The organism is Nocardia sp. NBC_00416 (genome assembly GCF_036032445.1).
Lineage (GTDB): Bacteria > Actinomycetota > Actinomycetes > Mycobacteriales > Mycobacteriaceae > Nocardia.
The window spans coordinates 4,318,161-4,344,604 of record NZ_CP107932.1 but is presented as its reverse complement, the minus strand read 5'-3'; the positions used below and the strand labels follow the sequence as shown (position 1 = coordinate 4,344,604).

Genomic DNA, 26,444 nt, shown 5'->3' with positions numbered 1-26,444 from the left:
AGGCTTGACTACTGAGCAGACGGTCCCGGCACCCGCGACGACGGGGCTTTGCGCATGGTCAGCATCGTGACCGAATCGATGGTCCGGGACAACAGTTCCGGACGACCGTTATCCCCTGAAAGTGGAGGGCTCAACGTGGCGAGCGTGAACATCAAGCCGCTCGAGGACAAGATCCTCGTCCAGGCCAACGAGGCCGAGACGACGACCGCCTCCGGCCTGGTCATTCCCGATACGGCCAAAGAAAAGCCGCAGGAGGGCACCGTTGTCGCCGTCGGCCCCGGCCGGTGGGCCGACGAAGGTGAGAAGCGCATCCCGCTGGATGTCCAGGAGGGCGACACCGTCATCTACAGCAAGTACGGCGGTACCGAGATCAAGTACCAGGGTGAGGAATACCTGATCCTGTCCGCGCGCGACGTGCTGGCTGTCGTCGGCAAGTAATTCGACTGCCGCGCATGCGTTCCGCCCCGGTGTCGACAGCTGACCCGGGGCGGAGTGCGTTGTGCCACACAACTCGAAGCGCACCAGATACAGGAGCGAACACATATGGCAAAGCAGATCCAGTTCGACGAGCAGGCTCGCCGGGCGCTGGAGCGCGGTGTCGACAAACTCGCCGATGCGGTCAAGGTCACTCTCGGCCCGCGTGGCCGGCATGTGGTGCTGGCCAAATCGTTCGGCGGCCCCACCGTCACCAACGACGGTGTCACCATCGCGCGTGATATCGATCTCGAGGACCCGTTCGAGAACCTCGGCGCTCAACTGGTCAAGAGCGTCGCCACCAAGACCAACGATGTCGCCGGCGACGGCACCACCACCGCCACCGTGCTGGCTCAGGCGCTGGTGCGCGGCGGGCTGAAGAACATCGCGGCGGGCGCCAACCCGATCGCGATCGGCTCGGGCCTGGCCAAAGCCGCCGACGCGGTGTCGGAGGCCCTGCTGGCCGCGGCCACCCCGGTCAGCGGTGAACAGGCCATCGCGCAGGTCGCCACCGTCTCCTCGCGGGACGAGGTCATCGGCGAAATGGTCGGCAAAGCGCTGACCACGGTCGGCAAGGACGGCGTGGTCACCGTCGAGGAGTCCTCGACTCTGCAGACCGAACTCGTCGTCACCGAAGGCGTGCAGTTCGACAAGGGCTACCTCTCGCCCTACTTCATCACCGACGGCGACAGCCAGGAAGCCGTGCTGGAGGACACCCAGATCCTGCTGCACCGCGAAAAGATCAGCTCGCTGCCGGATCTGCTGCCGCTGCTGGAGAAGATCGCCGAATCCGGTAAGCCGGTGCTGATCATCGCCGAGGACGTCGAGGGCGAGGCGCTGTCCACCCTGGTGGTCAACTCGATCCGCAAGACCCTCAAGGCCGTCGCGGTCAAGGCGCCGTTCTTCGGCGACCGCCGCAAGGCGTTCCTCGACGATCTGGCCGTCATCACCGCCGGTACGGTCGTCAACCCGGATCTCGGCATCAACCTGCGCGATTCCGGTTTGGAGGTGTTGGGCTCGGCTCGCCGCGTGGTGGTCACCAAGGACACCACCACGATCATCGACGGCGCGGGCAGCGGCGACGATATCGCCGCCCGCAGCGCCCAGCTGCGTCGCGAGATCGAGGCCACCGATTCCGACTGGGACCGGGAGAAGCTGGAAGAGCGGCTGGCCAAACTGTCCGGCGGTGTCGCGGTGATCCAGGTCGGCGCGGCCACCGAAACCGCGCTCAAAGAGCGCAAGTACCGCGTCGAGGACGCGGTGAGCGCTGCCAAGGCCGCCGTCGAAGAGGGCATCGTCCCGGGTGGCGGTACCGCGCTGGTCCAGGCGGGCACGAAGCTCGACGGGCTGATCGCCGGACTGTCCGGTGACGAGGCCATCGGCGCCGAGGTGCTGCGCGCCGCGCTGAAGGCGCCGCTGTACTGGATCGCCACCAATGCCGGTCTCGACGGCGCCGTCGTGGTCAGCAAGGTCGGCGAGGGCAAGGAAGGCTTCAACGCCGCCACGCTGACCTACGGCGATCTGCTCGCCGACGGTGTGGTGGACCCGGTGAAGGTGACCCGCTCGGCCGTGATCAACGCGGCGTCGGTGGCGCGCATGGTGCTGACCACCGAGAGCGCGATCGTGGAGAAGCCCGCCGAAGACGACGACCACCAGGGGCACGGCCACGCCCACTGATCGTCGCCCCGGCCGCGCGGTTTCCGCCGTTCGGCCGGGGACATACGGCAAATGAGAACGGGCCGTTCACACCCTGCCAGGGATGTGAACGGCCCGTTCTCGTATCGGCCGCCGGTCGCCTATCGGCGCCGGGGCCCCCATACTCTTCTTCAGCCTGGTCAGTCCGTCCCGGATCCGGGATTTGACCGTCGGTAGCCCGACTTCGAGCTGCCGGGCCACCTCCGCGTAGGTCCGCCCGTCGTAATAAGCGAGTGAGATCGCCTCCCATTGGGTTTCGGTGAGGGTGCGGAGTCCGACGACCACGGCCTGATGGTCGAGTTTGCGCTCGACCTCTTCGATGACCTGGTCGTAGTCGTGCCCGAGTATCCGGGCTCCGTAGGCGATCTCACGCTGGGTGTGCGCCTGTTCGGCGCGGACCCGGTCGACCGCCCGGCGGTGGGCCAGGGTCATCAGCCAGGTGACCGCCGAACCGCGCGCCGGATCGAAGCTCGCCGCGGTTCGCCATGTCTGCAGGTAGACCTCTTGCGTGGTCTCTTCGGCGAACCCGGAATCCTGTAGGACACGCAACACCAGACCGAAGACCCGGGTGCGGGTCCGGTCGTAGAGTTCGGCGAAAGCCTCGGCATCCGAGTGGCCGCAGCGCTGCAAGAGCGCTGAGAGCTCGATACTCTCCTGTGTCATCGGTCATAACAATAACGGCAAGCTATAACCGAGAGCGTATGCGCCCCCGTGGAAGACGCGGTGTCGCGCCGGACGGGGGCGTGATGTCGGGCGCTGCCCCCTAGACCGCCATCCTGCGTCGGTTGCGTCGGGCGTGCATCTCTCGTTCGGTTTCCGACATGCCACCCCAGATGCCGTAGGGTTCGCTGACTTTCAACGCGTGCGACCGGCACTGCATGAGCACGGGGCAGGCCCGGCAGATCTTCTTGGCCCGCAACTCACGGGCAGCCCGGGCTCTACCGCGCTCGCCGTCGGGATGGAAGAACACCGCTGAGTCCACGCCCCGGCAAGAGCCGCGCATCTGCCAGTCCCAGATATCGGCGTTCGGTCCGGGAAGGTGGGTGGGCATGGGCATGGTGGAACTCCTCGTAGACGCGAGCTCGTCGGCATTGTCGAGCGAGTGATGGATACATCTTCTCCGGCGGTGCCCGGCGTTCGTTCGAACGCGCGGGGCCACATGCGTCGGCCGTGGTGCACCGCTGCCGCCGGCATCCGTTGCGTTTTCGCACGGCGCCGTACGTGGCGATGAGTTACGTTAGGGGTACCGAGGAAATTCCGTCAACAGTTTGACGCCCTGATTTATCGGGTATTTTGCGCTCTGAATTTAACCTCGATGACTGTTTACTTCCGCTAATCGCCCGGCGATACTGTGTGGTTGGGCTGTTGCCGGGTCCGATCCGGCGTCCGTGCTGGTCGACGTATTCGCAGGTCGGCGCTATGAGCGTGGGAAGTTTCGATCGGTCCGGACCGAAATATGCTCCGGGTTCGCTCCGGATGGGCTATGGTGTCCCGATCTCGATACGATTACAGATGGCCGACGAGGGGCCTTCAGGTTAATTAAGCGAAACGTCCCTGAATTCGATGCGCGATCGCTCATGGATTGATCGACGGAGTTTAACGTGATCGAAACATGCTCGATTCGATTAATGCTGGGAGATAGCTGAGCCGGCGTTCCTGTGCCACGCCCCGGCCGCACTGCCGGGAGATCGTGCCCGCCGCCGGTACAGTGCACCGGTGTTCGCCCCGGTGCCCAGTCCCGAAAGTCCCTCTCTCCGGTTCGCAGACGCCGCGTTCGGCGTCCATCCGGATCGATCCGCTGCCGAGTTGCCGGAGTCGCGAAATCCGCTCGAAATGTGGTGGCGAGCCGTCGCTCTGGGTGGTGTGGGCCACTACGCAGCCGCGCGCACGGCGCTGCGCCGCCTGTCCGCCGCTACCTCCGATCCGGTTCTGCTCTCACTCGCCGCCTCGACATCGGGTTCACTGCTGCGTCAACTCGGCTGGCACGCGCTCGCCGCCCACCACGACGGGCGGGCCGCCGCGTTCGTGCTGCCGGGAATCCCCGCCGCCCTCGATACCGTCCGGTGGGAGGCGGCCCGCCACGCGCAGGAGCGGGCGCAGACGCCCCCAGGCGCGCGTCTCGCGGGCTACAGCGCCGAACCCGGGCTCATCGACGCGGCCGCCGATGCGTTGATCGGTCTGGCGGCCGACGCGCTGGGAACCGGTCGTCTCGCCCTGTCCTCCCGGCTGCTCGAACGCTGCTCGACGCTGCTGGACGCCGCCGAGTCCGGGCGCTACCGGGAACCGGACCCGAGCGCCGTCCCGGACGCGCGAGCAGCCGGAGCCGCGTACCCGCGTGTGCGGGTCCGGTTGCGCTGGGTCCGCGCCGAGACAGCACTGGCGGGTGGACACAGCGACTCCGCACTCGCCGAAGCCGAGGCGGCCCTCGCGTCGGCCGAGCAGGGTCCCTCGGTGCGGCATCAGGTGAAATCGCGGCTCCTGGTCGCCGCGGCCGCCGGCGCCGCCGGCGATACGAGCCGGGCGACCGCGCTCGCCGCCCGCGTCGACGAACAGTGCCGCGAAAGCGGTCTCGTTCCGTTGCGCTGGGCCTGCGCCATGTTGCGAACCGGTCTCGCCGGCGGCCCTCGCGACACGGCGGCCGGTGACGCGGCCGCGTGTCGGACACTCATTGCCCGGCGTGGCGGGCGATTTCGCGATGCGGGTTGGTAACCCGAGTTCTACCGTCTCGACCCGAACCGTCGGCGGTGTCCTATTGTGGACCCGTTCCGCTGGACCGGCGGAAGCATCGGTCATCACCGACCGTGCCACTTTGTAACGCCAGGAATTCCGCTGACGATGACGCACACGGGCGAAGAGTTGGACCGCGCCGTCGCCGCCGCCGCGCAGGGCGACAGGTCCGCTTTAGCTCAGGTACTGAAGTTGGTCCGCCCGCTGGTGATGCGGTATTGCCGCGCGCGGATCGGAGTCGCGGAGCGTGGACAACTCTCCGCCGATGATGTCGCGCAGGAGGTCTGTTTAGCGGTCATGACCGCGCTGCCCAGGTATCAGGACCAGGGCAGGCCGTTCATGGCCTTCGTATACGGAATCGCTTCGCACAAGGTTGCCGACGCCCATCGCAACGCCTCCCGTAACAAGGCGGAGGCGATGGCCGAAGTACCAGATGTCATATCCACCGACCACGGGCCGGAGCAACGGGCTCTCGAATCGGAAACGAGCCGGCAGATGAACACCCTGCTGGCCACCCTTCCGGAGAAGCATCGAGAGATCTTGATCCTGCGCCTGGTCATGGGTCTGTCAGCAGAAGAAACCGCAACCGCCGTGGGCAGTACGGCGGGCGCGATCCGGGTCGCCCAGCACAGGGCGCTCGCAAAATTGAAGGCACAAGTGGCGAGGGCAGGTGAAATGTATGGCTAGGGATGGCGGGCGCGGTCGGGGTGAGAAATGGGCGCGGCGTGCATCGCGGAACACCGATCCCTATGCCGAGGGCTCCGGTACCGGATCCGAACCGGTGGATATCGTCGCGGTCCGTCGTGATGACGAACTGATCGACGCTATCGCCCGTGGCGGACCCGTCCCCACCGAGAGCACCGAGGAACTCCAGCTGGCGACACTGCTGGCGGATTGGCGGGCCGAGATCGTGGCGCCGCCGTTACCGGACGCGCCCGATCTCGATACCGTGGTCGCGGCCGTGAACCAGGAGATCGGTGCCCGGCAGGCCAGGATCGGTGCACAGTCCGGCGGCAGATTACGGCTGCTCCGGCCGATAGCCACCACGGCGGCCGCGCTGGCGCTGGTATTCGGTGGGCTCTCGGCATTCTCTTATCAGGCCGAACCCGGCGACGCGCTGTGGCGTGTCAAAGAAGTCGTGTTCAGCGAACAGGCCCAGAGCACAGTCGTGCAGTATGCCGACGACGATCTGGCCGCCGCGCAGACCCTGCTCGAACAGGGCAAGCCGGACGAGGCGCGGGAACGGCTGGAACAGGCTTCGGCCAATGCCACCCAGGTCAACGATCCGGCCAAACGCAACCAACTCGTCGACCGCTGGAACCAGCTGTTCGAGGAAGTTCGCAAAGTGGTGCCCCCGGAGATCGCGGACCAGCTGCAGCAATCCGCTCCCGCGCCTGTTCCGGGCGCCCCGGTGCAGCCGTCGTCACCCGGCGGGAGCACGGAACGGCCCGGCAGCACGGTGACCACGACACCCGGTTCGGACAGCGAACTGCCGTTCGACCAGCCGGGTCGCCCCGGCGGCGATCGGCCCAGCGCACCGGATGCCTCGGCACCCGATAAGCCGGCGCCCGACCGGCCGGGTCCGCAACGGCCGGGCGGCACCACCAAGCCGGGCACACCGGCACCGGATACACAGGCGCCGGATGTGGCTCCTCCGGACGACAACACCGCACCGGAGGTTCCCCCGGGGCCGACCACCACCCCGGAGGGGCCGGGCGCCGATTCGGTGGAGCCGTCCACCCCGGCGCAGTCCACGATCAGTTCCCCCGGCCCGGCGCAACCGTCGGTACCCGAGGTTCCGCAGAGCGTGCCGTCGGCGCCGTCGGCCACTCAACAGATTCCGACGACTCTCCCGGGTGTTCCCACCAGCTGAGCATCGACACACGAATGGCCATCCACGAAACGAAGTGGATGGCCATTCGTGTGATCGGTCACAGCTGTTGCGCGCTCGTCAGCTGATCTGGGCAACGAAAACAGATCGACCGTCTGCCCGGCGGCCGATCGCACCGGCAGGGCCGGCTGTCCGAACTCAGCTGTCGAAAGCGTCGAACCCGTCGCCGTGGAACGCCTCGTTCATCGAAGCGTCGGCATAGCCGCGGCAGTAATCCCAGGTCACGTAGGCTTCCGGAGTCGGGTCGTAGGCGGGCTCGTGCGGGCGGACCGTGCCGTCGACGAGGAGCTGTAATAGATTAGCGCGCAGCATATCCCAGTCGTGGTAGTGATCCTGCCGACAATCCTCGCAGCTCACTACCAGCCCGCGGATACCGCGGTGGGCCAGTAGTGCCTCGTAGACTGCGAGATCGGCGAGATCCTCCTCGACCGCAAGGCGCTCGTGAGGATCCAGCGGTTCCCCCGGCTCGATGGCATCGAGCGCGGCGGACGGGTCGGCGGGGTCTCCGGCGAACGGATCCGGCGGCAAGCCAGGTGGTAGATGGTCACGCACATCCCCACGGTACGCAGAACAGGGTGGTCTGCGCCAGCCGTCCGCGCCGTCAGTTTCGCCGCTGCCCGTCGATCGATCGGTGCAGCCCTCAGTTGATCCATGGTCCAACCGGACCGATACCATGGTGTCACGGCGCCGACGAGTACCGATCACCCGGCCACCGCCGGAGGAAAATCAGAGCCGGCGCCGCAGTCCAATCCCAGTAACAGTTCGCTATCGGGTCGTCGAACCCCGGTAGCTCTGCCGATGTCCAGGAGGGGTCGATCCGAATGAGTAATCCCGTACCGGGCGAGCGCACCGCAGTCCGCCCTCATACGGGTGGTGACGATCCGGACAAGATCGCCATGCTCGGCCTCACCTTCGACGATGTGCTGCTTCTCCCCGCCGCATCGGACCTGATCCCCAGCTCGGTCGAGACGTCGAGTCAGCTGACCCGGGAGGTCCGGTTGCGGACCCCGCTGGTCAGCTCCGCGATGGATACCGTCACCGAAGCCCGGATGGCCATCGCCATGGCCCGGGCCGGCGGTATGGGAGTCCTGCACCGCAATCTGTCGGTCGCCGATCAGGCGAGCCAGGTGGAGACCGTCAAACGTTCCGAAGCGGGCATGGTGACCGACCCGGTGACCTGCCGCCCCACCGACACCCTCGCCGAAGTCGACGCCATGTGCGCGCGGTTCCGTATCTCCGGGCTCCCGGTGGTCGACGAGACGGGTGCGCTGGTCGGCATCATCACCAACCGCGATATGCGCTTCGAAGTCGATCAGGACCGTCGCGTCGCCGATGTCATGACCAAGGTGCCGCTCATCACCGCCCAGGAAGGCGTCACCGCGGAGGCCGCGCTCGGTCTGCTGCGCCGGCACAAGGTGGAGAAACTGCCGATCGTGGACGGCGAAGGCCGGCTGCGCGGGCTCATCACCGTCAAAGACTTCGTGAAAACCGATCAGTTCCCCGACGCCACCAAGGACCGGGACGGCCGGTTGCTGGTAGGCGCGGCCGTGGGAGTCGGCGACGACGCGTGGTCGCGGGCCATGACCCTGGCCGACGCCGGCGCCGACGTCCTGGTGGTCGACACCGCCCACGGGCACCAGCGCCAGGTGCTCAGCATGGTCAGCAAGGTGAAGGCCGAGGTCGGCGATCGGATCCAGGTCATCGGCGGCAATATCGCCACCCGGGCCGGGGCCGCCGCACTGGTCGAAGCCGGCGCCGACGCGGTGAAGGTCGGTGTCGGGCCCGGCTCGATCTGCACCACACGCGTGGTCGCCGGTGTGGGCGCACCGCAGATCACCGCCATCCTCGAAGCCGTATCGGCCTGTAAGCCGGCCGGGGTTCCCGTCATCGCCGACGGCGGTATCCAGTTCTCCGGCGATATCGCCAAGGCCATCGCCGCGGGTGCTTCCACCGTGATGCTCGGATCGCTGCTCGCCGGAACCGCCGAATCACCGGGCGAACTGATCCTCGTCGGTGGCAAACAGTTCAAGAGCTATCGCGGTATGGGCTCGCTCGGCGCGATGCAGGGGCGTGGCCAAGCGAAGTCCTACTCCAAGGACCGCTACTTCCAGGACGATGTGCTGGCCGAGGACAAACTCGTACCGGAGGGCATCGAAGGCCGGGTGCCGTTCCGCGGTCCGGTCAACCTGGTGATCCACCAGCTGGTCGGCGGACTCCGCGCGGCGATGGGCTATACGGGCGCCCAGTCCATTTCCGGTCTGCAGGACGCGCAGTTCGTTCAGATCACCGCGGCGGGCCTGAAGGAAAGCCATCCCCACGACATCACGATGACCGTGGAGGCGCCGAACTACACCGGGCGGTGAGACGAACCGGGTCGGCCGTCTGGGCCGTCCCGGGGCGCGGTGTGTAAGGTTTACGTGGAATTACGCGGTTCACCAGGTGAAACTTTGTCATCGGTGCCGAGTCTTGCGAGGCCCGGAAAGGGTCGCGGTCCGTCCTGCGTCCGCCCCTCGAACGGCATGCGCCGCAGGTGCGGGTCTCGCGGCGGAAACGCGGGACCGAGGGGCCGCGACCTCGCGCGCGCGAGCGCGCCATCAACACAGGAGTATTCGTGCGCGATATGGTCGAGATCGGAATGGGTAGGACGGCTCGCCGAACCTACGAACTGGACGATGTCGATATCGTTCCCTCGCGCCGCACCCGATCGGCGAGCCAGGTGTCACTGGCCTGGCAGCTCGACGCCTACCGGTTCGATATCCCCTTCCTCACCCACCCCACCGACGCATTGGTCTCCCCGGAATTCGCGATCGAGATCGGTCGCCGCGGCGGCCTCGGAGTGATCAACGGGGAAGGCCTGTGGGCCCGGCACGCGGATGTGGGTGCCAAGATCGAACAACTGGTCGAACTCGCCGGCAAGGGCGGCTATCAGCGCGCGGTCGCATTCCTCCAGGAGTTGCACGCCGCACCCATGCAACCGGACCTCCTCGCCGCCGCGGTGGCGCAGGTGCGTGCCGGTGGGGTCACCGTGGCCGTACGGGTGAGCCCGCAGAACGCGCAGAGCCTCACCCCGGGCCTCCTGCAGGCGGGCATCGACCTGCTCGTAGTGCAGGGCACGATCATCTCGGCCGAGCACGTCAGCGCCGGGGAGCCGCTGAACCTGAAGACCTTCATCGCCGAACTCGATGTCCCGGTGGTCGCCGGTGGCGTGAGCGACCACCGCACCGCACTGCATCTCATGCGGACCGGGGCGGCGGGTGTGATCGTCGGGTACGGGTCACAGGAAGGCGCCACCACCAGCGGGGAGGTGCTCGGCATCGGTGTACCGATGGCTACGGCCATCGCCGACGCCGCCGCCGCCCGCCGCGACTACCTCGACGAAACCGGCGGCCGGTACGTCCATGTGATCGCCGACGGCGATATCAACACCTCCGGTCACCTGGCCAAGGCCATCGCCTGCGGTGCCGACGCCGCCATGCTCGGCGCCCCGCTCGCACTCGCCGCCGAGGCGCCGGGTCGCGGCTGGTACTGGCCCTCCGCGGCCGCGCATCCCTCGGTGCCGCGCGGTTCTCTGCTGTCCCTGGACGAACCCTGGGACTTCGCCGACGAACTCCTCACCGGGCACACGTCCCCGGCGGCCACGGTGCGTCCCAGCCTCGAGCAAGTACTCACCGGCCCCTCCGACGATCCCTTCGGCTCGCTCAACCTGGTCGGCGGCCTCCGCCGTTCCATGGCCAAGGCCGGCTACTCCGACCTCAAGGAATTCCAGAAGGTCGGGCTCAGCGTCCGCGCTTGAGCGGCGCTGTCGCGTCCGGCTTCGCCGGGACGGGCCTCAACCCCCGCGCGCGCCAGCGCGCCGAAACGCAGACCTTGGCGGGTGGGCTCACTTTTACGTTGGCGGGCAGGCTCACCCCTGACCGCCCCGGGGATTCACCGACCGGGTGAAACAGCCGGGCGGCCTGGGTGGGGCTCGTGGTGACCGACCTCTGGGTCCCCGCGGGCACTCACTAGAATCATGCGGGTGACGCATTCCCAGAGACCCGTTCTTGTTGTCGACTTCGGAGCGCAGTACGCGCAGTTGATCGCCCGCCGGGTCCGGGAGGCGAAGGTCTATTCCGAGGTGGTGCCGCATACCGCGACGGTGGCGGAGATCGCGGAGAAGCAGCCGCTCGCGGTGATCTTGTCCGGCGGTCCGGCCAGTGTGTACGCCGAGGGGGCGCCGGCGCTCGATCCGCGGCTGTTCGACCTGGACGTGCCGGTGTTCGGTATCTGTTACGGCTTCCAGGCGATGGCGCGGGCGCTGGGCGGCACGGTGACCAATACCGGTACCCGCGAGTACGGCCGGACCGAACTCGATATCGACGGCGGTCTGCTGCACGAAGGGCTGCCGGGGGTGCAGCCGGTGTGGATGAGCCACGGGGACGCGGTGACCGATGCCCCGGCCGGATTCGAGGTCACGGGAACCACCGTGGGCGCGCCGGTCGCGGCGTTCGAGAACAGGGCCCGGCGCCTGGCGGGTGTGCAGTACCACCCCGAGGTGCTGCATTCGCCGCACGGGCAGCAGGTGCTGAGCCGGTTCCTGCACGAGATGGCCGGTATCGCACCGACCTGGACAGCCGCGAATATCGCCGAGGCCATGATCGAGCAGGTCCGGGCGCAGATCGGGGAGGGCCACGCGATCTGCGGGCTGTCCGGCGGTGTGGACAGCGCGGTAGCGGGCGCTCTGGTGCAGCGCGCCATCGGCGACAAGCTGACCTGTGTGTTCGTCGATCACGGGCTGCTGCGCGCCGGTGAACGTGAGCAGGTGCAGCGGGACTTCGTGGCCGCCACCGGGGCTCGGCTGGTGACCGTGGACGCGGTGGACCAGTTCCTGGGGGAACTGAAGGGCGTCACCGACCCGGAGGAGAAGCGCAAGATCATCGGCCGGGAGTTCATCCGGTCCTTCGAGGACGCGGTGGGCGAGGTCGTCGGCGAGCAGGCGGCGGGCGACGACGCACCGGCGGTGGAATTCCTGGTACAGGGCACGCTGTACCCGGACGTGGTGGAGTCGGGTGGCGGCAGCGGTACCGCGAACATCAAATCGCACCACAATGTGGGCGGCCTGCCCGATGATCTGGAGTTCGAACTCGTCGAACCGCTGCGGTTGCTGTTCAAGGACGAGGTCCGGGCGGTCGGCCGTGAGCTCGGCCTGCCGGAGGAGATCGTGGCCCGCCAGCCCTTCCCCGGCCCGGGTCTGGCCATCCGGATCATCGGTGAGGTCACCGAGGAGCGGTTGCGCACCCTGCGGCAGGCCGACGCGATCGCTCGGGAGGAACTCACCGCGGCCGGGCTGGACGGACAGATCTGGCAGTGCCCGGTGGTGCTGCTCGCGGATGTGCGCAGCGTCGGAGTGCAGGGCGACGGCCGCACCTACGGGCATCCGATCGTGCTGCGGCCGGTGTCCAGCGAGGACGCGATGACCGCCGACTGGACCCGGCTGCCCTACGAGGTGCTGGAACGCATCTCGACCCGGATCACCAATGAGGTCGCCGAGGTCAACCGGGTGGTGCTGGATGTGACGAGCAAGCCGCCGGGCACCATCGAATGGGAGTGAACTCGAAACGGCCGGACCCTCGCACAGGGTCCGGCCGTTTCGTTGCGCGGGTGTGCGCGCCGACGAGAGAGGCGGTTGCCGGGAGAGCCGGATGAGCACGCGGCTATCGGCGTCGCCTCGGTGATACGACCAGGGCGAGCCCGACCACGATCGCGACGGCGACGATGATCCAGCCGATCGGGATCATCGTCGCGAAATCCCACCGGCCGGGTCCGATGAGGGCCCAGGCGCTCACGACGAGCGCCAGCACGCCGACGATGAACAATCCGGGGGAGAACCCGGTCCCGCGGTGTCCGCGGCGGCAGGCCGCGCGGGGGCCCGGTTCGGCGTCCGTCCGCTGGTCGGTGTCTTTTCGCTGTTCAGCCACGGCGCACCTCCGCGTCGCCCATCCGCACGTGCACGTTCAAATCCAGTACCGGGGCGTCACCGCCGGGCCCGGTCAGCCCGTCCGGGCAGGTCGCCTCACCCATCCGGACGACGCAGTCGGTGCGCACATTCATGTTCTCGGGTACCAGGACGACCGCTTGACCCATGTGCACCGAGACATCCACCGTTTTGTTCGCGGTGAGGTCGATGCCGCGTAGATCGAGAGTTCCCGACCCCATGGTGACCGAGTAGTCCGGTCGCACCTCGCTCGCCGTGGCAGGCGCCCAGGTGCGGTCGCCCATCGTCGAATTATCGAAGTCGATCGGCCCGATCACCGCGGCCAGCAGCACGAACGCCGCGAGCGGAGCGATCACGGGCAGCAGGCCGTGTCCACGCCGCCGGAAGGAACCGAGGACGAGCCCCAGCGCGATCACCGCCAGGGCGATCGCCGCGATCCGGCCCGGGGTCATCCATTCCACGCCCACCGCGGCCGCCGCGCCGGCACCCGCCGCGGCGAGGACCGCCAGGCCGAGCACCACGGGGGTGAACCGGGAACGCCGTCGTTCGTCGCCGGGCACGACCATGGTCCGGGTCGGGGTGGGTTCGGGCAGATCCCACGCCAGCGGCGCGACACCGAGCGGATCCCAGGACGGTGGTGTGCGCTGCTCGAACTGCGCCGTACCGGGCTTGCTCATATCGACGCGGGAGCGGGCGCTGTCCGGCGCACGATCCGGTCGCGCGGCCGGGCCGGCGACCGGCGGTGCGGAATCGGTTGTGCGGCCGGCTCCCTCCGCGCTGCCGGAGCCGGGAGCCGGACCGGCCGGATTCTCGGAGGTGGCGGCGCCGCTCTCGGTGAGCAGCGGAGGAGTCGTGCCGGGACGCTGGTCCGCGGATTCCGCGGAGGCATCGGCCGCGGTCGGGGTGACCTGTTCCGGGCCGGGGGCCGCCGGATCCGGGATGTACCGGTCCGGCAGTTTGGTGTACGGCGTGTAGACGCCGGCGGCGGGCGAGTTGTACGGATCCGCTCCGCTCTGCGGGAACATGGCGCCGGGATACCCGGTCGTTCCCGGGGCGGCCAGCGGCTCGGGCGCGACCGTACCGGGCGGCGGTTCGGGGGAACGCATATGCAGCATCCACCAGCCCGCCAGCATGAGTGCGAGAGCGATGACGCCCGACCCGCCGAGTCCGATGCCCACCGGGCCCATGGTGCTCACCGCGATCGCCAGCGCGACGATCAGGACGATCGTCTTGGTCTGGTTCTGCGAATCCTGGCCCTTGCGGGTGAGCGACTCCGCCATCGATCCGCGGTCCCCGGGTTCCGGGAACAACAGCCATCCGGCCAGGTAGAGGACGATTCCCGCGCCGCCGAAAATGGTGGAGACCACGAAAGCCACCCGGACCAGCACCGGATCGACACCGTAGCGGTGCCCGAATCCGGCCGCGACCCCGGCGATCGGGCCCCGCCGGGGCAGCCGAGTCGGCCGTGTCTGCCACATCTGCTGGAGCTGATCACCGAAGCTCGTTCTCGTCATGGATCCATGGTCCGCTCGCGGTGGCCGCGCGCACATCGGGGGGAACCCTGAAGTTGGTCCGGAAAACCTCCTGAGCACCGTCGATGGAGGCGGTTGATGCGGATATCAGGGTGTTTCCCCATGGCCGGCCGTGACATTGCCGTGCCAGTATCGACGGTATGTGCCCGTTCGGACCTGCCTTCTATGCGCGGGGGGCCGCTGCCGGGCCCGGGGCGGCGCCCGCGACCGGTCGATTGGTGCGCCGTTCCGGGGGCCGGATCGTCGGCGGGGTGGCGGGCGGTGTCGCCGACCACCTCGGGGTCGACGTGCTCAAGGTGCGGATGGTCTTCGTCCTGCTGTCCGCACTGGCCGGGGCCGGGATCGTCGCCTACGGACTGCTGTGGCTCTTCACCCCCGACGGTGCGGATTCCGGCCGTCCCTCGGGGACCGAACGCCGGCAGGCGATCGGGCTGGCCCTGCTCGGGCTGGGATTGTCGGTGGCGGTGTCCTGGGCATTCAGCGGCGCGGCCGCCCGGGTGATCGCGCCGATCGTGGTGATCGCGGTGGGTGCGGCGCTGGTCTGGCGCGAATACGATGCCGACGGCCCGCGGTCGCTGGTCGGGATGCCGGCGAAACCGTCGGTGATCACGTGGTCGCGGATCATCGCCGGCGTCACGCTGGTGGTCGCCGGCCTGGCCGTGGTGGTGCTGTCGCAGGTCGACTGGGGTTCGCTCGGGTCGGCGCTGTTGGCGGTGGCCGCCACCTTGATCGGGGTCGGTCTGCTGACGGTTCCGCTCGGCCTGCGGATGATGCATTCGCTCAATGCCGAACGCGCCGCCCGGATCCGCAACGAGGAGCGCGAGGAAATAGCCTCCCACCTGCATGATTCGGTGCTCCAGACACTTGCGCTGATCCAGCGGCAAGCGGGCGACCCGCAGGAGGTGCTGCGGCTGGCGCGCAGTCAGGAACGTGAGCTGCGGCGCTGGTTGTTCGCCGATTCCGGTCCGGCCGAATCCAGTTTGGCTGCCGCGCTGCGCACGATCGCGGGCGAAGTGGAGGATCAGCACGGCGTGAAGGTCACCCCGGTGACCGTGGGCGATGTGGCGATGGACGGCGCGGAGAGCGGATCCGGTCTGCCTAAGGAACATTTCACCGCCGTCCTGGGCGCCACCCGGGAGGCGCTGGTGAACGCCGCCAAACATGCCGGTGTCGCCGATATCGATCTGTTCGCCGAAACCGAACCGCACCAGGTCAGCGTGTTCATCCGCGACCGCGGCGCCGGTTTCGATCCCGATGCGGTGCCCGAGGACCGGCACGGTTTGGCGCGGTCCATCCGCGCCCGGGTGGAACGCCGCGGCGGAACGGTGGAGATAGTCTCCGCACCGGGCCGCGGCACCGAGGTGCGCATCATCATGCCGCGCAGCGACTCCGGCGCGTCCGAAGCGGAGGACACGACCGGGGAGCCCGACGCGGAAGCCCGGCCTGCGGATGCCGCGCGCGCGACTACGGGTGAGCAGCCCGAATCCGCCGGGCCGACAGGAGCACAGCCGGACACGACTCCCGTCGTCGCGGGCAGTGGCGGCGCGCCGGGTTCCCATATCGCCGGCCGGGCGTTCGCGCCGCCGAGCAGGCGTCGGTAGTGGCTATCGCGCGCGCCGCCGCTGCGGCGTCGTCCGCCGCGGAATCGCCCAGTACCCGCGAACATCGCTTCCCGGCTCGCTTTTCGGCGCCGAATCCTGTTGGGATGAGAAAGGTCCCGAACCTGCTGCTGGGACACCCGGCGCCGAGTTCAGCGAGGCCGACAATGGGTTGCGGCCCGTCCCGCTGTTCAGCGCCCGAAGCGCATGCGCCGCAGACGCGAGTCTCGGGCGCTGAACAGCGGGACCGAGGGGGCCGCAACCCCGCGCCGCCGCAGGCGGCGCCATGAACACAGAAAGGGTGAGTGTGCGGGTTTTTCTGGTCGATGATCACGCCGTCTTCCGGTCCGGGGTCCGGGCGGAGTTGAGCCGGGAGACCGATATGGAGGTGGTCGGGGAGGCCGGTGGCGTGGCCGAGGCCGTGGCAGGGATCAACGAGGCGAAACCCGATGTGGTGCTGCTGGATGTGCATATGCCCGATGGGGGCGGGGTCGCTGTGCTGCGCGGTATCCACAGTGGGCCGGTATGTCTGGCGCTGAGTGTCTCCGATGCCGCCGAGGACGTGATCGCGGTGATCCGGGCCGGTGCCCGCGGCTATGTGACCAAGACTATTTCCGGCGCCGAGCTGGCCGACGGTATCCGCCGGGTGGCGGGCGGGGACGCGGTGTTCAGTCCGCGGCTGGCCGGGTTCGTGCTGGATTCGTTCACCGGGAAATCCTCGGTACCCGAACCGCCGCTGGATCCGGAGCTGGATTCGCTGACTCCGCGTGAGCTGGAGGTGCTGCGGCTGCTGGCCCGTGGGTACACGTATCGGGAGATCGCCGAGAATCTCTTCATCTCGGTGAAGACGGTGGAGACCCACGCCTCGAACGTGCTGCGCAAGACCCAGCAGTCCAATCGGAACGCGTTGACGCGCTGGGCGCATCGGCGGCGGATCGACTGAATCCGCCGCCGGTGTCAGCGGTGCACCGGGTCGTGGAGGCCGTGGACCGAGCGGGTGACCGTGAATTTCCGGTTCCGGCCCATCACCTCGGTGCGGCCGACCATTCGTTCGACCACGGTGCGGTGGTTGAGATGGTTGTTGTACACAGTCCACAGTTCGCCGCCCGGGCGTAGGACGCGGCCGGTCTGAGTGAACATCTTGATGGCCGATCCGGTGTGCACGGCGGCGCCGACGTGGAACGGTGGGTTGCACACCACCAGATCGGCGCTGTTGTCGGGGGCGGCGGACATGGCGTCGTCGCGAACCACTCGGACCTGGCCGGTCACCTGGTTGGCGGCGGCGGTCGCGGTGGCCGAGGCGACGGCGGCGGCGGATTGATCGGTGCCCGTCACCGTGATTCCGGGCCTGGCCTTGGCGAGTGCCACGGCCAGGATGCCGGTGCCGCAGCCGAGATCGACCGCGTCGCGGGCGTCGGGTTTCATGGCGCGCAGATGTTCCAGCAGGAACCGGGTGCCGATGTCCAGGCGGGCGCCGGAGAAGGCGGCGCCATGGGCCACCACGTCGATATCGTATTCGCCGATGTGCTCGTGCAGCGGAAATCGCGGAGCGCCCACCGGTTTCGGGCCGCGTACCAGCAGGGTGCGCGATTTCTGACGGCCGCGGCTGGCCCGCACCTCGGAGAACGATTCGGCCAGTACGTCGTTCATGGCCTTGGTCAGATATTTGTCCCGGCCGCCGGCGAACACCTGGACTCCGGGGTGGGCGTAGCGGGCGATGTCCTCGGCGATCTCGGCGAGTCCGGCCAGGACCCGTGGCAGCCGCAGCAGTACGACGGTGGCGTCGCGGAGCAGCCCCACGCCCAGTGAGTGCGCGGTGTAACGGTCGGTGAGGCCGAGGGCGCGGGCGTTCGCGGCCAGGGCCAGTTCTCCGGTCAGCAGGTCTTGGTGGACCCGGATGCCGTGTAGATCGTGGGCGGCCGCGGCACCGAGAGTCAGGGCGCCGTAACCGTCGCCGATCACCGCGACCGTCGCGCGCGTCGCGGCGGCGTCGGCGAGCGCGTCCGCGGCCACGTCGAGAATCAGGCGGTCGGCGGCATCGGCGGCGTACAGGTTGGCGGCCTCCACATCCGGATAGCGGCGCAACCGTCCCAATAGGTCCTCCACGTCTCGCACGGGACAAGTGTGCTAGATCGTTGCCGCGCTCCGTCGGCCGCCCCGTCGGATAACGCGTGCGGTGGATGTGCTGCCCCCTGTTGCGCGGCGCGGAAGCAGGCTGCCCGAGGCACACCGTGTGAGTGGGCGTTCCCCCAGGACAGCGACTACTCCGGTTAGCATCGGCCTCATGCGTACCGGGCGGATTCTGGTAGTGGCGGCGATGTTGGGTTGCCTCGCGGGATGCGCGGACTCGGGGTCCACACCACCGATTAGCTCCCCGGAGCTGGTTCCTGCGGTACCGAGTTCGCAGGTCGATATCCCGGGTCTGCCGCTGCCGCCGGTTCCGCTGCCGGGGGAGCCGGTCCCCGCGCCCGACGATACGGTGCCGAAACAGGCCGGGGCCTCGCCCGGGGCCGCGCTCACCGTGACCGATATCCGGCTGAGCCGGCATCCGGGGTTCGATCGGGTGGAGTACATCCTCGGCGGGGAAGGCACCCCGGGCTGGAGCGTGTGGTACACCGGGCGGGCGATCCAGGACGGCAGCGGCCGGGAACTGGAGGTCGCGGGGCAGTCGGTGCTCGAGGTGCGGATCACCGGTTCGGCCTATCCGTTCGACAGCATGGTGGAGCCCTACGCGGGTCCGGATCCGGCCACCGACCCGGCGGTTCCGGGGATCGCCGGGGTGTATCGGAACACCGTTTTCGAGGGTGTCACGCAGTCCTTCGTCGGGGTTGCGGCCGACGAACCCGGATTCACGGTAGCGGCGGCGGCGATGCCGAATCGCCTGGTCATCGATATCGCGACCGGGTAGCGCGGGGTGCGCCCGGGTATCGGTTGATCATCAATCCCGGGCTGGCCAGTCGAATTACGACCCGACACAGTACGGTTGACAGCACCGGCGGCTCAGATGTCCGGCGCGCCGGGGCGAAAATACGGGGTTCACGGGCATCCGAGGGGAGTTTCATACTGATGCGACGACTCGAACGAGCCAGCCTCGCCATCGCAGTCACCGCGCTGGTCGCGGGCGGTTTCATCGCTGCCTGCTCGAACACGGTGACCGGTACCGCCCAGGTGAACCAGTCCGAGTTGCAGTTGTACACCTCCGAGGTCGAATCGTCTTCGGCAGCGGCCTCGTCCTCTCGCGCCGCGGCCGCCGCGGCCGCCGCCACCGAAGTCTGCGAGGCGCTGCGCGATAACAACAACCCCGCAGTGGACGCCTTCAACGCCTATATCGACGCCAGTGACGCCAAGGCGCCCGATGTCGAGCCCAAGAAGCAGGCCGCGGTCACCGCGCTGCGCAATACCGCCGGGAAGATCGATTCGGCACTGAACCCGGATGTGCCCAACGATGTCTCCACCCCGATGCGTACCTACCGCGACAATCTGAAATCACTGGCCGACCTGCTGGAACGCAATGCCTCGGTCGACGAGGTGAACGGTCAGATCGATACCTTCAACGGGGACAAGGACGCGGCGTTCGACTCCTGCGACGGGTACTGACCGGCCGCGGGCGCGCGGGTCATTCGTAGAGCCCCTCCACGCACCATTGGTCGTCCTGGGCGAGCAGCAGCAGGCTGTGCGGCCCCGGTAGTTCCACTTGCGCGCGAGCGGTGGGGGCGGCGCCGGGCGACCACCAGAGTTCGTCCAGCAACCAGGGTCCGGCCCAGGCGGTGAGCCGCCAGCTGGATCGTCCCCAGCGCAAACGGGCCGGGGGCCCGCTGAACCGGCCGCGCGCGGTGATCCGGACGGGTGCGCCGTCGGCGGACTCCAGGGTGACGGGCGGCCGGTTGAGCATGATCACGGCGGGCGCGGGTTCGGGGATCCGGCCCGGCCAGGGCGGCGCCGGATCGGTGTCCGGCGCCGGTTCGTCGCCGAACGCGACCATGGTGACCCGTTCGGCGGGCCCGCGGCCGCCGCTGAGTACGCCCACCCGCACCGCGTCCCCGCCGAGCAGGCCCTGTACCCGGACCAGTGCGCGCAGCGCCCGCTCGTCACCGGACCCGGTATCCCCCCACAGGCCGAGCTGCAGCGCCGCCGCCGTCACCACTTCCACCGGCACCAGGTGCAGCACGATGATCGGGCCGGTGGGACGGTCGGCGTGCGGCCGGGTCAGCCAGCCGTCCAGTTGCCAGCGCACCCGGTCGGCGACGCCGTCGGCGGTCAGCGGTTCGGCGCAGCGCCAGACCCGGGACAGGTGTTCGCCCGTCTCGGTCTCGGCGCGGATCTCCAGCCGAGTGCAGGCCAGGGCGGCCGCCGACAGCGCCGCGGTCAGCCGGGTGGCCAGCAGCCGACCGGCGAAGGCGGCGGCGTCGACCCGGTCGATCGGCGGGTCGCAGGGCAGCCGGACCTCCAGATCCGGGGCGGGCCGGCCGGGTGCCGGCGGTCGTTCGGGTAACGCGCGCGCCCGGCGGTGCGCGAGTACCGCGTCGGCGCCGAACCGGGAGGTGACCTGTGCCGGGGTCAGGTCGGCGAAATCGCCGATCCGGCGCAGACCCAGCCGGTGCAGCAGGTCCAGGAGCGCGGCGCGTTCCGGTTCGGCCGGCCCCGGTTCGGCCGCCAGTTCGCCGATCGGCAGCGGCGCCAGGAACGGCGCGTCCTGTCCCGGCGCCACGATGGTCCCGTGCCGGGCGGCGATGATCGCGGTCGGCAGTTCGTCGGCGATACCGATGCGGGCTTCCACTCCGGCCGTCGCCAGCGCGGCGAGCAGCCGCCGGGTGGCGGCTTCGGCGGAACCGAAGTAGCGGATCACCCCGCGCGCGGACAGTGCCAGCAGGCCGGGCCGCAGTACTTCCACCCCGGAGGCGAGGGTGTCGACGGCCGCGGCGACCGGTTCGAACAGTCGTGCGTCGCGGTCCGGGTCCTGTTGCGCGAGGAACAGTTCCGGGCAGCGTCCCTGCGCCTCGCGCTTGCGCATACCGCGTCGCACTCCGGCCTCCCGGGCGGCGGCCGAACAGGCGACGACCCGGTTCGCGTGCAGTACCGCCACCGGTTGTTCGGCCGGTAGGCCGGCGCCGGCCGCCGCCGCGACCGCCGGCCAGTCCGGACACCAGACCGCCAGCACCCGGGGGCCGCTGCGTGGTGCGCGTCGATCAGGAGACGGCAACCGAACGTTCCAGTCGTGCGACGCCGAGCCGATCGGCCACGGCGTTCTCGAGTATCGTCCATTCCACCCGGCCGTCCAGCGGGCGAGCGGCCAGCCGACCCCGGTGCGGGACACCGGTTTTGGCGCGGACCTCGACGTCGAGGTCGATCGAGCGGATCCGCCCGCTGCCCGTGCCGAGCCCGGTGTAGCCGGATACCTTGGCCTCCAGGCTCAGATCGGGGGCCGGCCAGGAACCGCCGGTGACGATCAGCGTGGCGCTCTTGCCGCGGGCTTTCGCGGTGAGGACGCGCGCGCGGGCGGGCGAGACCGTGCCGCCGCCGAGGCCGAGTACGACCAACTCCATTCCGTCGAGCAACACCGCCGCCACCTCCACCGGGTCCCGGCCGGCGTCGGCTACCACGGCGAGCCGGTCCAGCCGGGCGCCCATTTCCGCGGCGGCCAGCAGGCCGAGCTGGGGCAGGCCGACCGCGGCCGCGTGCCCGCCCGGTCCGGTGACCGCGGCGAGCAGCCCGGCCAGCAGCGTTCCGGCGCCGGTGTAGGCCACCACGGTGCCTTTTACCAGGCCACCGTCGGGCAGCAGGGGAGCCAGGGCCGTCGGGACGGGCAGGATCTCGCGCTGGACGTTCGTCGCCGGTGCGACCGGGGCGGATAGTCCGTTCGTGCCGCGCGGCGCCGGTCCGGGGCCGGGTGTGCATCCGCCGCCCGCCGCTCGTGCCCGCCGCGATTGCGCCAGTTCGCGCAGTCGCGCGCCGCTCGCCTTCGGCGGCCGTGCTGTCATACTCTCACCCACTTCCGCGACGGACGGCGGACAGCCGATCGGCCGTCACCGGAGTGGCCGGCACTGCCCCAGCTACTTCTTACTTCGAACATACATTCGATAGCTTATCTGCTGAAACCCGGTCCCGGAAGCCCATCCGGCATAGTTACGACCCGCTGTAGTGAACGCAGTCACGTGTCGCCCGGTCCCGCTCCGAATCCGGCCAGCTACCACCGAATTCGGCTAGTCTCACAGCATGATCGATCGCCCTCGTCCCATCGTCGGCCCGGACTATCTGGTGGCCGGCCGATACCGTCTGCAGTCGAAACTGGGCGGTGGCGGTATGGGCGCGGTATGGCTGGCCACCGACCGGCTGCTGGACCGCGACGTCGCCATCAAACAGGTGCTCTCCACGGCCGGTATGGACGAGGCCCAGGCCCGGCGGGTCCGGGATCAGATCGTGCACGAGGGCCGGGTCGCGGCCAAGCTGTCCCACGAACACGCCATCGCCGTCTACGACGTGGTGCTCGAGGCCGGTGAGCCCTGGCTGGTGATGGAGCATCTGCCCTCGCGCAGTGTCGCCCGGGCGCTCGGGCTGGTGAACGCCCTCCCGGTGATCGAGGTGGCCCAGATCGGCGCCCAGGTCGCCGACGCGCTGGCCGCCGCGCACCATGTCGGGATCGTGCACCGCGATATCAAACCGGGCAATATCCTCGTCGCCGATCGCGGTCCCGGGGTCGGGATGGCGAAACTGAGCGATTTCGGCATCTCCCGCAATGTCTCCGAGGCATCCGACGAACCGGACGGGATGATCACCGGTACACCCGCCTACCTGCCGCCGGAGGTCGCGCGCGGCGCCCAGCCCACCGCGGCCAGTGATGTGTTCTCACTCGGCGCCACGCTCTACACCGCCATCGAAGGTCAGCCGCCGTTCGGGATGGACGACAACAGCGACGCCATCGTGGAGCGGGCCGCCATGGCGCAGATCATTCCGCCCGCGCGCAGCGGAATGCTCACCCGGGCACTACTGCACATGATGGAGCCCGCCCCGCAGCGCCGACCGAGTATGGCGCAGGCGCGGGACGAAATCCTGGCCGCCGCTTTCGGTCCCGGCGCCGCCGGCAATATCCTCGGCTCGCCGGTGCGTACCGACGACGGCACCATACCCGCCTGGGCGGCCCGCAATTCCGCCGCCGGACTGCGCAGTCCCCGTTCCGGGCCGCTGCCGCGCCGCGCCCAGCCGCAGCCGTCCCGGCCCGCCGCGGTCGAGGTACCGGTCGGTCGCGGCTCGGCTCGTGGGAATCCGGCCCGCGGAAATTCGGGTCAGCCCAGCCCGGCGCTGGCCGTCACCATCGGCCTGCTGATCGGGTTGCTCATCATCGTCGTGATCCTCGTCCTGGTCATGTAGTCGTGGCGACGGCAGTCGGCCCGGGCTCGGTTTCAGCCGGGCCGCGAGCCGATCGCGTTGGGAACGAGCTCTACCTGCACGGTATCGCTGAACCGGTCGTAGCGGGCAACCGTTCGGTGCCGGGAGAGCGTGGGATCGGCTGTCGGGAAATCCGCGCGATAGAAGTAACCTCTGCTTTCCCGTCGCAGCAGTGCGCTCAGGGCATAGGATTCCGCAAGAATCAAAATCGCGGCGTCACTGTTGTGCGTTTCCGATAGCTCTTTCCGGCTCCGGCGGCACCATTCCGTAAATTCTGCCACAGCGGCCTCGGAGAATCGATGATCCTCAAAGGAGAGGAGACGCCGCCGCACGGAGGTGCGTAATTCCGCGTCGACCTCGGAACTTCTTTCGGGGACGGAGAAGGCCTCCGGCGTGGTCTCCGCCGGGAGCGATTTCAGGGTATCGGCCAGCCTGCCCGCGGACGAGATATAAATCGCCCAAGGGCGGCCGATTATGGCATCGGCCGCGATATCATGGGCTGCTTCGCCGGCGACATGAACATTTTCTATATTGCTGGCACTGCCGATATGTGCGACTCCGCCCATGGAGAGCCCGTAGATCGGGCCGAGGGAATAGCTGATGTCACCGCGCTTCAGCGTATGGGGGATATGCCCGTTGTATCGCCAATACTGCTGGAAAATCTCGATGTCACGGCGCTCTTCGCTGATGGTGGCATACGCTCGTTCCAGCCACACAGCTCGCTCATCGCCCCGATAGAATTGTGCCCCTTCCAGGTCAGGCGGGTAGAGCACACGGCCTGCGGTCAGATCGCCCAGGGCATGGCGCTGCGAGAATTCCAGGTTTGTCAGCTCACCGCCCGCGGCGGCGAAGGTCCCCAGCATGCTTCCCGAGTTGTGCGTATGCGCCTGGGGCATGAGACCGGAATATCCGCCGCTGGCGATCACCACTGCGCCGGACTGGACGATCCCCTGTCCCTCGGCGTGCACATAGGCGATCCCCCGGCAGACACCGTCCTCGACGAGTAGATCCGTGACACGGCCAGTAATGATCTGGCCACCGAGGGTAAGGATCTGTTCATGCAGAAGTGCGATCACCTCACCACCGGCCCCTAATCGAGGGAAGGGAATCGGATGGCGCGGCACCAGCATTGTCGCCAGTGTCTGGAAGGGTACAAGTTCCGTGAGCTCGGCGAATTCCCGTTGCAAATATCGGTGCAGCAACGACTGGAGTTCGGGATGTTGTGTCGCCGTTTCATCCAGGAGAATGTTCGCCAGGTCCTCCGGACTACGACTGTCCATCAACCGCCGATTGAAAACGGTCGCGGCCCCCAGGGATACTGTCGGCGTATCCTCGTGCCCGGCGGTGAGCATGACGACGGAAACGCCGTCTCGAGCCAGGCGGTACGCCAACCAGGTGCCTGCGATACCGGCGCCGATCACGGTGACCTGGGTCAGAATCTGCTTCATCCGTGTGCGCTCTTTCCTAGATTTCGACCGGTAGCGGTTCGACCAGATCGTCGAGCAGTGCGGCGGCGATGCGCACATCGTTGTCCAGGGGCCGGTCCGGGTCGATGGGCGGTATGGCTTCGATCAATCGATCCAAGAGGTCCGCGCACTTGGGCGCGGTCGGGCGTCTACCGCCGACATGGACGGCCTGGCGCAAAGCCACCGCGAGCGAACCGTGCAGCCAGCGCACCGATGTGGCGGCGTCGAGTGCATTGAGTGCCGCCTGTGTACCGAATGGAATGACGTCCTGATTGTGGCCGTTCGTCGGAATGCTCTGAATCGACGCGGGCAGGGCGGATCTGCGCATCGCCGCGATAGTCGCGGTCGCCGCCAGCTGGACGCCTTGTACACCGTGCTGCTTACCCGGTTCGGTGGCGAGCATGGGCGGCAGGCCGCCATTTCGGTGCGGATCGATCAACAGATCGAGCTGCCGCTCGGCCAGATTTCCCATCTGCACCGTGCTGATCATCAGCAGGTCGGCGGCGAAGGCCACCGGCTGGCCGAAGAAGTTCCCACCGTGCACCACGGTTCCGTGCTCCGGGAAGAACAGCGGGTTATCGCTGACGCCGTTGAGGTCGTCGTCGATGACACCGTCGGCGTGCTGCAACGAGTTTCCCACCGCGCCGAGTAGATGTGGCGTGCAGCGAATGCTGTAGGGCTCCTGTAGCGAGCGGGTGCCGGTCGGTTCGGTTCCCTCCAGCAGCGTTCGGATCCGACCGGCCGCCGAAGCCGCCTGCGGGTGCCCGAACGCTTCGAGCAGATGAGGCGACAGAAATCCCGGATCACTGCCGAGAAGGTCGATCAGCAAGGCCGTCAACGACATCGCCACGGAGTGTGACCTCCGGACCGACGCCAGTGCGAGGCCGGCTGCCGCCACCGTGACCGACGTCCCGTTGACCAGGGCGAGTCCATCGCGGCCGTCCAATGCCAAGGGAGTCAGTCCGGCGACCGCCAATGCCTCGGGCGCGGGCAGTCTCCGGCCGGACACGTACGCGAATCCTTCACCACGCAGTGCGCCTGCCACGTATGCCAGTGGGATGAGATCGCCGCTTGCGCCCAGCGACCCTATCCGGGGCACAGCGGGAGCGAAATCGGTGCGCAACATGGCCGCCAGCGCCGTCAGCACATGAACCGACACTCCGGAATGTCCCTGCGCGAGTGACCACAATCGTGCCAGCGCCGCGGCGCGAACTACCCGGGGCGGCAGGTCTTCACCCTGCCCCGCGGTCAGGTGATAGAGGATGTTGTCACACTGGTCGGCGGCTACCTCGCGGCCCGCGAACTCCACCAGCGGACCGAAACCCGTGGTGCTGCCGTAGATGGCGGCGCCGTCTTCCAGTAGCTGCGAGACGAATTCGCGACAGTTGTCGACGCCTGCCAGTACCGCCGGAGCCAGTTCGACTTCGACCGGCTGTGCGGCCCGTTCGAGCAGAGCCGGAGTGAGCCGGCCCGGTATCTGGATACCGGCGGTGCGGGACGGCGCAGCCGTTAGTGGAGGATTCACGGTGTCGACTCTCCTGGAAACAATGATGCCGAGTTCAGAATGGGTCCCGATGGGATCCCATGTATGTTCCGACTCGAACGGAAATTCTGTCAATGCCATTCGAAATGAATGTGTTTCTGATCACTCGGATGGTGAATTCTGCAAGGTTCGGAACTATTGATTGCGCACACGGAATATCA

23 protein-coding genes are annotated in these 26,444 nt (G+C 68.4%); 13 read left to right on the top strand and 10 right to left on the bottom strand.

Annotated features, from left to right (window positions below; translation table 11 throughout):
* Positions 1–135 precede the first annotated feature (135 nt).
* Together groES and groL are read left to right on the top strand one after the other, a co-directional pair.
* The gene (gene groES / locus OG804_RS18620; RefSeq protein WP_327152586.1) at positions 136–438 is read left to right on the top strand and encodes a co-chaperone GroES; all 303 of its coding nucleotides are present in this window, start codon (positions 136–138) and stop codon (positions 436–438) included.
* 105 nt (positions 439–543) lie between these two features.
* Positions 544–2,151, top strand: coding sequence for a chaperonin GroEL (groL, locus tag OG804_RS18615; RefSeq protein WP_328388206.1), 1,608 nt, complete (start codon positions 544–546; stop codon positions 2,149–2,151).
* A 66-nt stretch (positions 2,152–2,217) separates the two neighbouring features.
* On the opposite strand, the gene sigK is transcribed toward groL, so the two are convergent.
* Both sigK and OG804_RS18605 read right to left on the bottom strand, forming a co-directional pair.
* On the bottom strand, positions 2,218–2,832 hold the full coding sequence (gene sigK / locus OG804_RS18610; RefSeq protein ID WP_328388204.1) for an ECF RNA polymerase sigma factor SigK: 615 nt from the start codon (positions 2,830–2,832) through the stop codon (positions 2,218–2,220).
* A gap of 100 nt (positions 2,833–2,932) precedes the next feature.
* Positions 2,933–3,226 carry a WhiB family transcriptional regulator gene (locus tag OG804_RS18605; RefSeq protein ID WP_328388202.1) on the bottom strand — a complete coding sequence of 98 codons (294 nt, stop codon included), beginning with the start codon at positions 3,224–3,226 and terminating at the stop codon, positions 2,933–2,935.
* Between the two features lie 806 nt (positions 3,227–4,032).
* Here OG804_RS18605 and OG804_RS18600 point away from each other — a divergent pair.
* The 3 genes from OG804_RS18600 to OG804_RS18590 all read left to right on the top strand — a co-directional run bounded on the left by OG804_RS18600 (position 4,033) and on the right by OG804_RS18590 (position 6,769).
* Complete coding sequence (locus tag OG804_RS18600; protein WP_328388200.1) at positions 4,033–4,878, top strand: hypothetical protein; 846 nt, start codon at positions 4,033–4,035, stop codon at positions 4,876–4,878.
* Between the two features lie 126 nt (positions 4,879–5,004).
* On the top strand, positions 5,005–5,583 hold the full coding sequence (locus OG804_RS18595; protein WP_328388198.1) for a sigma-70 family RNA polymerase sigma factor: 579 nt from the start codon (positions 5,005–5,007) through the stop codon (positions 5,581–5,583).
* Positions 5,576–6,769, top strand: a complete 1,194-nt coding sequence (locus OG804_RS18590) for an anti-sigma-D factor RsdA (protein ID WP_328388196.1) — start codon at positions 5,576–5,578, stop codon at positions 6,767–6,769. Before OG804_RS18595 ends, OG804_RS18590 begins: the two co-directional genes overlap by 8 nt.
* Before the next feature lie 156 nt (positions 6,770–6,925).
* On the opposite strand, the gene OG804_RS18585 is transcribed toward OG804_RS18590, so the two are convergent.
* Positions 6,926–7,339, bottom strand: coding sequence for a DUF5319 domain-containing protein (locus OG804_RS18585; RefSeq protein WP_030522220.1), 414 nt, complete (start codon positions 7,337–7,339; stop codon positions 6,926–6,928).
* 269 nt (positions 7,340–7,608) lie between these two features.
* On the opposite strand from OG804_RS18585, the gene guaB reads away from it, so the two are divergent.
* The 3 genes from guaB to guaA all read left to right on the top strand — a co-directional run bounded on the left by guaB (position 7,609) and on the right by guaA (position 12,377).
* The gene (guaB, locus tag OG804_RS18580) at positions 7,609–9,150 is read left to right on the top strand and encodes an IMP dehydrogenase (RefSeq protein WP_328388193.1); all 1,542 of its coding nucleotides are present in this window, start codon (positions 7,609–7,611) and stop codon (positions 9,148–9,150) included.
* A 248-nt stretch (positions 9,151–9,398) separates the two neighbouring features.
* Positions 9,399–10,580 carry a GuaB3 family IMP dehydrogenase-related protein gene (locus tag OG804_RS18575; RefSeq protein ID WP_328388191.1) on the top strand — a complete coding sequence of 394 codons (1,182 nt, stop codon included), beginning with the start codon at positions 9,399–9,401 and terminating at the stop codon, positions 10,578–10,580.
* 219 nt (positions 10,581–10,799) lie between these two features.
* Complete coding sequence (guaA, locus tag OG804_RS18570) at positions 10,800–12,377, top strand: glutamine-hydrolyzing GMP synthase (RefSeq protein ID WP_328388189.1); 1,578 nt, start codon at positions 10,800–10,802, stop codon at positions 12,375–12,377.
* Positions 12,378–12,480: 103 nt separating this feature from the next.
* On the opposite strand, the gene OG804_RS18565 is transcribed toward guaA, so the two are convergent.
* Positions 12,481–12,744: a hypothetical protein gene (locus OG804_RS18565; RefSeq protein WP_328388187.1), complete on the bottom strand. Its 264-nt coding sequence runs from the start codon at positions 12,742–12,744 to the stop codon at positions 12,481–12,483.
* Positions 12,737–14,275 (bottom strand): PspC domain-containing protein, encoded by a 1,539-nt coding sequence (locus OG804_RS18560; protein WP_328388185.1) that lies wholly within the window; start codon positions 14,273–14,275, stop codon positions 12,737–12,739. The genes OG804_RS18565 and OG804_RS18560 overlap by 8 nt, the downstream gene beginning before the upstream one ends.
* Positions 14,276–14,433: 158 nt before the next feature.
* Between OG804_RS18560 and OG804_RS18555 the strand changes: the two genes are divergently transcribed.
* Positions 14,434–15,894 (top strand): ATP-binding protein, encoded by a 1,461-nt coding sequence (locus OG804_RS18555; protein WP_328388183.1) that lies wholly within the window; start codon positions 14,434–14,436, stop codon positions 15,892–15,894.
* Between the two features lie 283 nt (positions 15,895–16,177).
* Positions 16,178–16,834 carry a response regulator transcription factor gene (locus OG804_RS18550; RefSeq protein ID WP_328388181.1) on the top strand — a complete coding sequence of 219 codons (657 nt, stop codon included), beginning with the start codon at positions 16,178–16,180 and terminating at the stop codon, positions 16,832–16,834.
* A gap of 14 nt (positions 16,835–16,848) precedes the next feature.
* Here the strand turns inward: OG804_RS18550 and OG804_RS18545 are convergent, their stop codons facing one another.
* Positions 16,849–18,006 carry a class I SAM-dependent methyltransferase gene (locus tag OG804_RS18545; RefSeq protein WP_328388179.1) on the bottom strand — a complete coding sequence of 386 codons (1,158 nt, stop codon included), beginning with the start codon at positions 18,004–18,006 and terminating at the stop codon, positions 16,849–16,851.
* Between the two features lie 169 nt (positions 18,007–18,175).
* Between OG804_RS18545 and OG804_RS18540 the strand changes: the two genes are divergently transcribed.
* The gene (locus OG804_RS18540; protein ID WP_328388177.1) at positions 18,176–18,799 is read left to right on the top strand and encodes an AMIN-like domain-containing (lipo)protein; all 624 of its coding nucleotides are present in this window, start codon (positions 18,176–18,178) and stop codon (positions 18,797–18,799) included.
* A gap of 158 nt (positions 18,800–18,957) precedes the next feature.
* Positions 18,958–19,488, top strand: coding sequence for a hypothetical protein (locus OG804_RS18535; protein ID WP_328388175.1), 531 nt, complete (start codon positions 18,958–18,960; stop codon positions 19,486–19,488).
* 19 nt (positions 19,489–19,507) lie between these two features.
* On the opposite strand, the gene OG804_RS18530 is transcribed toward OG804_RS18535, so the two are convergent.
* Positions 19,508–21,091 carry a DNA polymerase Y family protein gene (locus tag OG804_RS18530; protein ID WP_328388173.1) on the bottom strand — a complete coding sequence of 528 codons (1,584 nt, stop codon included), beginning with the start codon at positions 21,089–21,091 and terminating at the stop codon, positions 19,508–19,510.
* On the bottom strand, positions 21,078–21,869 hold the full coding sequence (locus OG804_RS18525) for a hypothetical protein (protein ID WP_328388172.1): 792 nt from the start codon (positions 21,867–21,869) through the stop codon (positions 21,078–21,080). The genes OG804_RS18530 and OG804_RS18525 overlap by 14 nt, the downstream gene beginning before the upstream one ends.
* Before the next feature lie 235 nt (positions 21,870–22,104).
* On the opposite strand from OG804_RS18525, the gene OG804_RS18520 reads away from it, so the two are divergent.
* A complete protein-coding gene (locus tag OG804_RS18520) occupies positions 22,105–23,256 on the top strand; it encodes a serine/threonine-protein kinase (RefSeq protein WP_328388170.1) in 1,152 nt (383 codons plus the stop codon).
* Between the two features lie 32 nt (positions 23,257–23,288).
* Here OG804_RS18520 and OG804_RS18515 read toward each other — a convergent pair whose 3' ends face one another.
* Positions 23,289–24,722, bottom strand: coding sequence for an FAD-binding protein (locus tag OG804_RS18515; RefSeq protein WP_328388167.1), 1,434 nt, complete (start codon positions 24,720–24,722; stop codon positions 23,289–23,291).
* 16 nt (positions 24,723–24,738) lie between these two features.
* Complete coding sequence (locus tag OG804_RS18510; RefSeq protein ID WP_328388165.1) at positions 24,739–26,265, bottom strand: HAL/PAL/TAL family ammonia-lyase; 1,527 nt, start codon at positions 26,263–26,265, stop codon at positions 24,739–24,741.
* Positions 26,266–26,444 lie beyond the last annotated feature (179 nt).

What these genes read in the sequence shown, in the direction of transcription:
- OG804_RS18525 (WP_328388172.1), bottom strand. Translation starts at nt 21,869, where the DNA reads ATGACAGCACGGCCGCCGAAGGCGAGCGGCGCGCGACTGCGCGAACTG.
- guaB (WP_328388193.1), top strand. Translation starts at nt 7,609, where the DNA reads ATGAGTAATCCCGTACCGGGCGAGCGCACCGCAGTCCGCCCTCATACG.
- groL (WP_328388206.1), top strand. Translation starts at nt 544, where the DNA reads ATGGCAAAGCAGATCCAGTTCGACGAGCAGGCTCGCCGGGCGCTGGAG.
- OG804_RS18555 (WP_328388183.1), top strand. Translation starts at nt 14,434, where the DNA reads ATGTGCCCGTTCGGACCTGCCTTCTATGCGCGGGGGGCCGCTGCCGGG.
- OG804_RS18540 (WP_328388177.1), top strand. Translation starts at nt 18,176, where the DNA reads ATGCGTACCGGGCGGATTCTGGTAGTGGCGGCGATGTTGGGTTGCCTC.
- OG804_RS18515 (WP_328388167.1), bottom strand. Translation starts at nt 24,722, where the DNA reads ATGAAGCAGATTCTGACCCAGGTCACCGTGATCGGCGCCGGTATCGCA.
- OG804_RS18550 (WP_328388181.1), top strand. Translation starts at nt 16,178, where the DNA reads ATGAACACAGAAAGGGTGAGTGTGCGGGTTTTTCTGGTCGATGATCAC.
- OG804_RS18535 (WP_328388175.1), top strand. Translation starts at nt 18,958, where the DNA reads ATGCGACGACTCGAACGAGCCAGCCTCGCCATCGCAGTCACCGCGCTG.
- OG804_RS18595 (WP_328388198.1), top strand. Translation starts at nt 5,005, where the DNA reads ATGACGCACACGGGCGAAGAGTTGGACCGCGCCGTCGCCGCCGCCGCG.
- OG804_RS18590 (WP_328388196.1), top strand. Translation starts at nt 5,576, where the DNA reads ATGGCTAGGGATGGCGGGCGCGGTCGGGGTGAGAAATGGGCGCGGCGT.
- OG804_RS18560 (WP_328388185.1), bottom strand. Translation starts at nt 14,275, where the DNA reads ATGACGAGAACGAGCTTCGGTGATCAGCTCCAGCAGATGTGGCAGACA.
- sigK (WP_328388204.1), bottom strand. Translation starts at nt 2,832, where the DNA reads ATGACACAGGAGAGTATCGAGCTCTCAGCGCTCTTGCAGCGCTGCGGC.
- OG804_RS18520 (WP_328388170.1), top strand. Translation starts at nt 22,105, where the DNA reads ATGATCGATCGCCCTCGTCCCATCGTCGGCCCGGACTATCTGGTGGCC.
- guaA (WP_328388189.1), top strand. Translation starts at nt 10,800, where the DNA reads ATGCGGGTGACGCATTCCCAGAGACCCGTTCTTGTTGTCGACTTCGGA.
- OG804_RS18605 (WP_328388202.1), bottom strand. Translation starts at nt 3,226, where the DNA reads ATGCCCATGCCCACCCACCTTCCCGGACCGAACGCCGATATCTGGGAC.